Below are 6,363 nucleotides of genomic sequence, written 5' to 3'. Positions count from 1 at the left end.
CAGAAAGCTCGGCTGATCCCGGCTGACACCGGTCTTGAAGGTACGATTCGTCATGCCGAATCGTACCTTCCTTCGCTATAAGAATCTTGCCCAGTCTCGCAGCGAAATCCGGGCTACGAAGAGTAAAAGAAGCCCGGCTCTGGTTTGACCTGAGCCGAGCTCGGAGTGGCGTCAGGCCGAGGCTGAGGGGCTGTCGGCCTGACGGGAAAGGGCGGCGAGGCGCCAACTCGCGCAGGGAATGTCTTTCGGCGCGACCGCGATCTCCTTGTCGAAGCGCACCAGCTTCCAGTCGTCCGGATGATTGACGAAAGCGAATCCGGATTTGCGGGCGAGCGAAATCATGGTCTCGTTGGAGCGCAGCGTATCGCCAAAGATGTGCTCGGCGCCGAGCGCGGCCGCGCGGCATTCCAGATTCTTCAGGAGCGCAGTGGCGATGCCGTAGCCCTGCCAGCGGTCGTCGACCGACAGGCCGAATTCGAGTGTCGCGCTTTCGGCATGCAAGGCGTAGCGCGCTTCGCCGACGATAGTCTCGAAGCCGTCGACCATGATGGTCGCCACCACCGTGAAGCGCTCGCGATCTCCGACCTGAAGGAAATCGTGCAGCAGGCCCTTTGGCAACTCGCTGATGGCGCCGAAGAAGCGGTTGTAGCGGGAGCGCGTCGAGAGCGAGCGGAAGTAATGCTGAATCTCGTCGGTGTCGCGCGGCTCGACGAAGCGAACGTTGAGCGCAACGCCCTGCCGGGTGCGCAGGACATCCGAATATTGCTTCAAATCTTCCAGGCGAAGAGTGCTCATGACACATGCCCCACGGGAAAAGGAAACCGCCGGCGCCCCTGTGATCAGGCGGCGCCGGCCTGGCGGCCCATCAGGCCCGCCAGAAGGGTTTGTCGGCCTCATAGGCGATGTCGGTCCAGGACAGGCCGACGTCGTGGAGATCGCGGGCGGTCCACTGGGTCAGCTCACGCCGGGTCCGGTAACGCTCATGCCAGACATGGAGCGTCTCGCCGATCTGGTGGATCAGACCTGCCGCATGATGATTTGTCATCGAATTCTGAGTCAAAGTAGACATTTTTAGCTCCTTGAGCTAGCTTCGCCGCTAATATCTGTCGCCTCCGGCGCTGCGACAAACGACAATTTGTACCATCTCGCATGAAATAAGATCATGTATCCTGCTGCCAGATGACTGCCAGATTGCCCTCCCTGAACGGATTGCGGGCCTTTGAGGCTGCCGCGCGCCATCTCAGCTTCACGCTGGCAGCTTCTGAGCTGAACGTGACCCAGACTGCGATCAGCCATCAGATCCGGCGGCTCGAGGAGGAGCTCGGTATCCGCCTGTTCGTCCGTCAGAACCGTGCGCTGGCACTGACGCCGGAGGCCCGCGACTACCTGCCGGGCGTCCGCGCCGCCTTCAACGATCTCCGCCTCGCCACCGACCGGCTACGGCGCAAGGACGACGACAAGGTGCTGACCGTCTCGACGCTGGCCTCGCTCGCCGCGAAATGGCTGCTGCCGCGGTTGACCGATTTCCAGGAGCAGCATCCCGGGATCGACGTCCGCATCACCACTTCGACCAGCCTGGTCGATTTCCAGCGCGACAATGTCGATGCTGCAATCCGCTACGGCCGCGGCCAGTGGCCGGGCCTGCGCGCCGACTGGCTGATGGCGGACGAGCTGTTTCCGGTGTGCAGCCCGTCACTGCTGCGTGGTGACAAGCCGCTGCGCCGGCCCGAGGATCTGCGAGACCATCCGCTGCTGCACACGTCGAATGCCAACAGCGACGATTGGCGGCTGTGGCTGACGGCGGCGGGCCTGCCGGTCGACATCGCGAGGCAGCCCGGCATCACGTTCGACATGATCTTCATGACCATCCAGGCCGCGATCGACGGCATCGGCGTGGCGATGGGACGGACCTCCTACGTCCAGGACGATATCGCCAAGGGGCGTCTCGTGGTCCCCTTCAAAATCGCGCTGCCGGCTGACGCCGGCTTTTACGTGGTCGCACCGGAGGGCCGGCGCGAAGCGCCAAAGCTGGCCGCGTTCCGCCAATGGGTGGTCGCTGCAGCGCAAAATAAAGTCTGAAAAATCATCAGCTTCCGCGGCAAAATCGGTTGACTCGCCACGCCCCGCGCGAGAAGGGGTATGACAGATTGTCGCAGCATCAATCTGTCGCCTTGCCGTGAAATGAGTTCCGGTCCGGCCACGCCTTCCAGGGGAGTCACGTCATGGCTGGACCAGCAACCAATCCGCCCGAGATCAAGTCGCGTATCGGCGCGATCCTGCGCGCCACATCCGGCAATTTTCTCGAGCAGTTCGATTTCTTCCTGTTCGGCTTCTATGCCGCCGCCATCGGCAAGGCGTTCTTTCCCTCCTCCGACGAGACCGCGTCGCTGCTCAACACCTTCGGCGTGTTCTGGCTCGGCGCCTTGATGCGCCCCGTCGGCGCGATCGTGCTCGGCGCGTATATCGACCGCATCGGTCGCCGCAAGGGCCTGATCGTGACGCTGGCGATCATGGCCATCGGCACTGTCGTGATCGCGTTCTGCCCGACCCATGCGACCATCGGCATCGCAGCGCCGATCATCGTGCTGCTCGGCCGGCTGCTGCAAGGATTCTCCGCCGGCGTCGAGCTCGGCGGCGTCTCGGTGTATCTTGCGGAAATCTCGACGCCCGGCAATCGCGGCTTCTACACTTCGTTCCAGTCGTCGAGCCAGCAGGTCGCGATCTTCGTGGCCTCGATCCTCGGCTTCATCCTGTCCGAGGTCATGCCGGCCGACACCGTTGCCGCCTGGGGCTGGCGCATTCCCTTCTTTGTCGGCTGCCTGATCATTCCTCTGATCTTCATGCTGCGGCGGACGCTCGAAGAGACCCCGGCCTTCCTCGCGATGAAGAAGCATCCGACCGCCAGCGAAGTGTTCGCCTCCGCGCTCGCCAACTGGCGTATCGTCCTGCTCGGCATGATGATCGCGATCCTGACCACGACGACGTTTTACTTCGTCACCGTCTACACGCCAACTTTCGGCAAGACCGTGCTGAAGCTCTCATCGCAGGATGCGCTGCTGGTGACGCTGCTCGTCGCCGTGACCAACTTCTTCTGGAATCCGGTCGGCGGCGCGGTGTCCGACCGCATCGGGCGCAAGCCGGTGCTGCTCACCATCGCGTGCCTCGCGCTGGTGACCGCCTATCCGGCGCTGCACTGGCTGGTGGCGGCACCGACCTTCGGCAAGCTGCTTGCGGTCGAGATGATGCTCTCGTTCTATTTCGGCGTCTACAGCGGCACCATGCTCGGTGCGCTCGTCGAGATCGTGCCGGCGCATGTGCGCACCACCTGCTTCTCGCTGGCCTTCGCACTCGCGGCCGCCCTGTTCGGCACCTTCACGCCGTTCGCCTCGACATTGCTGATCGAGCACACCGGCGACAAGGCCTCGCCCGGCTACTGGCTGATGCTCGCGGCCATCCTCGGTATCATCGCGGCGTCCGTCGTCTATCGCAGCGGGGGCAAGGCGGTGACGACGTATGATGCGGTGGCGGAGCCAGTCGCGGGACATTGATGGTCATTCCGGGACGCGCATAGCGCGAACCCGGAATCCATTTCTCCTAGCATTCCTGTGGCACGATGGATTCTCTGATGCGCAATTGCGCATCAGAGTTCAGCCCTGCAGGCTGCCCCGGAATGACAGTGAGGGCTACAGTTCGACGACCACGTAATCGCTCTCGACCTTCACCGGGATCGTCTCGGCGACATACGGCCCCTTCACCACGCTCGCACCCGGCTCGACATGCGCCGCATAGGCCTTCACGCGGAAGCGGCGGGGGTCGCAATAGGACTGGCCGGTGCGGATGTCGAACTCCCAGCCGTGCCAGGGGCAGCGGATGATCTCGCCGAGCCTGGTGTACTCGATCTCGCCGGGACTGCTTGATTGCGCCAGCCCGATCAGCGGGCCCTCGCACAGCGCCGCGCCCTGATGCGGGCAGCGGTTCATCAGGCCGAAATACTCGCCCTTGATGTTGAAGACCGCGATCGGCCGTCCGTCGATTTCGAGAAATTTTCGCGTGCCCGGCGGAAGCTCATCCACCGGTGCAATGACATGTCTTGCCATCAGGAAATGCCGTACAGCTTCCGAGCATTGCCGAGATAGAACGCCTCGCGATTGGCCTCGCTCACGCCCGCCGGCAGCACGCGCGACGGCTCGTCATAGTCCCAATGCGGATAGTCGGTCGCGAACAGCAGACGGTCCCAACCGATCCATTTGATGACGTCGAACAGGTCCTCGCGCCGCTCCGGATCCTCCATCGGCTGCGTGGTCCACCACACCTGCTCGCGGATATATTCCGAGGGGGGCCGCTTCACATGCGGCACTTCGCTGCGCAGCCGCTGCCAGACCTTGTCGAGCCGCCAGGCGAGCGACGGGGCCCAGCCGAAGCCGGCCTCGATCATCACCATCTTCAATTTCGGGAAACGCTCGAACACACCCTCTAACACGATACTCGCAAGCGCCGACTGCTGGCACTGCGAATGGCCGACCATCTCCTCGATGTAATAGGAAGGCCAGCCCGACGGCGTGATCGGGTTGCCGCCGAAGCCGAAGGCGTGGACGCCGACCGGCAGACCGGCTTCTTCCGCAGCCTGATAGATCGGCCAGTAACGGCGTTGGCCGAGCGGCTCGACGTTACGGCTGAGCAGGAGCACCTGAACGAAATTCTTGTCGCCGGCGCGCTCGCGGATTTCCGCGGCGGCCGACAAGCCGTCCTCATTGCCGACGACGATCGAGGCCTTGAGCCGCTTGTCCTTGGAGGTCCATTTGTCGATCTGCCAATCGTTGATCGCCGAGCACAGCGCCGCCGAGAGCTCGTGATTGCGGATGCCTTGCCCGGTGTTGAGCGGATTGAGCACGCCGAGTTGCACGTTGTTGGGATCGAGCAGCTGCTTCTGCATGAAAGCGAGCGAAGAGCCCTGCGGCCCGCCTTCCGGCGGATAGGCGTCGCGGCGCGAGGCGTTGGGCTGGGCCTTCGGATAGGGCGGCCCTTCCATCATGCCCTGATAGGCATGCACGCCGTAGATTTCGAGATGATGCTGCCAGCGCTTGGCCAGATAGGGATAGAGCTCGGTGGGGGTGGCGCGTGCCGGATGGATGTCGCAGTCCACGATCGCGGTTTTGGCGGTCAGGGGGGAAGCGGCTTCGGTGCTCTCGCGGAAGTGAAGATTCATCGCCTTGCCTCCTTTGGCAGCGGGCTAAGTCAGGCGGGGATAGGTTGCATGCGGATTATCGATCATGATCTTGCGCACGAGATCGGGGGTGAGACCTTCGGGCAGCGCGTCCTGGCCGTCGAACTGCCAGTGCGGATAGTCCGTGGAGAATAGGACCAATTCGTCCGACTGCATATGATCAAACAGGCGAATTAATGTCTCAGGTTCCGGGGGCGCATCAAATGGCTGTAACGAGAAACGGATGTTGCTGCGCACAATGTCCAGCGGCGCGCGATCGACCCAGGGCGTTTCCATCCGCACCCCGCGCCAGAACTTGTGCAGACGCCAGAGAAAGGGGGAGATCCAGGAGACGCCGGATTCCAGCATCACCATTCTCAGGCGCGGATATTTGGCGAACACGCCCTCGACGATCAGGCTGGTGAGCTGGGTCTGGAACGCCTGGGCCTGACCGACATAATCCTCGATGTGGTAGGAACCCCACCCCACCGCAGTCGGCGGATTGTGATAGGCAGAACCGGCATGAATCCCGACCGGCAGGTCGAGCCGTTCCGCCATCTCATAGATGGGCCACCACGCGCGCTTGCCGAGCGGCGTGTCGCCCATCACCAGCATCAGCACCTGCACGAAGCGTCGATCCTGTGCGCAGCGCTCGATCTCGGCGACGGCCTTTTCAACGCTTTGCGTCGGGATCACGATCGAGCCGCGCAGCCGCTGATCGCGATCGAGCCATTCCTTCACGAGCCACTCGTTCAGCGCGCGGCAGAACGCGGCCTGCAGATCTTCCGAAAACACCATCTGCACGCCGTAGAGTGGATTGCAGATGGCGTGCGTGAGCTGGAAGGGATCGAGCAGATGGCGCTGCATGTCCCCCAGGCTTTCGCCGGGCTTGCCGGTTTCGGGTCGCCAATCGGGACGCGCCACGATCGGCGAGTTCTGCGGATAGGATTGCGAGATGAGATCGACCATGCCGCGCGTCGTCACCTGATCGCGCCAATAGTCGTTCAGGTACGGCAGCAGACTGGTCAGATGCGGCACGGCCGGATGCACGTCGCAATCCACCCCGCCGGCGATCAGGAACGCCATGACGTCTCCTTCACGTTTCCTCATCACGTCTTCTTACGGACGGCGCTTGGCCGCTCCGCTTGCGGTCCGCCATT

7 protein-coding genes are annotated in these 6,363 nt (G+C 63.1%); 2 read left to right on the top strand and 5 right to left on the bottom strand.

The features are described from left to right. Nucleotides 1–171: 171 nt before the first annotated feature. Both IVA80_RS09205 and IVA80_RS09200 read right to left on the bottom strand, forming a co-directional pair. Complete coding sequence (locus IVA80_RS09205; protein ID WP_247428293.1) at nucleotides 172–795, bottom strand: GNAT family N-acetyltransferase; 624 nt, start codon at nucleotides 793–795, stop codon at nucleotides 172–174. 70 nt (nucleotides 796–865) lie between these two features. Continuing rightward, on the bottom strand, nucleotides 866–1,069 hold the full coding sequence (locus IVA80_RS09200; RefSeq protein ID WP_247428291.1) for a DUF1127 domain-containing protein: 204 nt from the start codon (nucleotides 1,067–1,069) through the stop codon (nucleotides 866–868). 110 nt (nucleotides 1,070–1,179) lie between these two features. On the opposite strand from IVA80_RS09200, the gene IVA80_RS09195 reads away from it, so the two are divergent. Next, the gene (locus tag IVA80_RS09195) at nucleotides 1,180–2,079 is read left to right on the top strand and encodes a transcriptional regulator GcvA (RefSeq protein WP_247428289.1); all 900 of its coding nucleotides are present in this window, start codon (nucleotides 1,180–1,182) and stop codon (nucleotides 2,077–2,079) included. A 143-nt stretch (nucleotides 2,080–2,222) separates the two neighbouring features. Further along, a complete protein-coding gene (locus IVA80_RS09190) occupies nucleotides 2,223–3,548 on the top strand; it encodes an MFS transporter (RefSeq protein ID WP_247428287.1) in 1,326 nt (441 codons plus the stop codon). Between the two features lie 135 nt (nucleotides 3,549–3,683). Here IVA80_RS09190 and IVA80_RS09185 read toward each other — a convergent pair whose 3' ends face one another. Genes IVA80_RS09185 through IVA80_RS09175 form a run of 3 tightly spaced genes read right to left on the bottom strand, consistent with a single transcriptional unit; the run spans nucleotide 3,684 to nucleotide 6,289 of the window. Further along, nucleotides 3,684–4,097, bottom strand: coding sequence for a Rieske (2Fe-2S) protein (locus IVA80_RS09185; protein ID WP_247428285.1), 414 nt, complete (start codon nucleotides 4,095–4,097; stop codon nucleotides 3,684–3,686). Beyond that, nucleotides 4,097–5,206, bottom strand: coding sequence for an amidohydrolase family protein (locus IVA80_RS09180; RefSeq protein ID WP_247428283.1), 1,110 nt, complete (start codon nucleotides 5,204–5,206; stop codon nucleotides 4,097–4,099). Before IVA80_RS09180 ends, IVA80_RS09185 begins: the two co-directional genes overlap by 1 nt. 24 nt (nucleotides 5,207–5,230) lie before the next feature. Beyond that, entirely contained in the window at nucleotides 5,231–6,289 is a 1,059-nt protein-coding gene (locus IVA80_RS09175) for an amidohydrolase family protein (protein ID WP_247428309.1), read from the bottom strand. Nucleotides 6,290–6,363 lie beyond the last annotated feature (74 nt).

This window comes from Bradyrhizobium sp. 139 (assembly GCF_023074175.1).
Lineage (GTDB): Bacteria > Pseudomonadota > Alphaproteobacteria > Rhizobiales > Xanthobacteraceae > Bradyrhizobium.
This window is presented reverse-complemented; position numbering and strand designations above follow the sequence as displayed.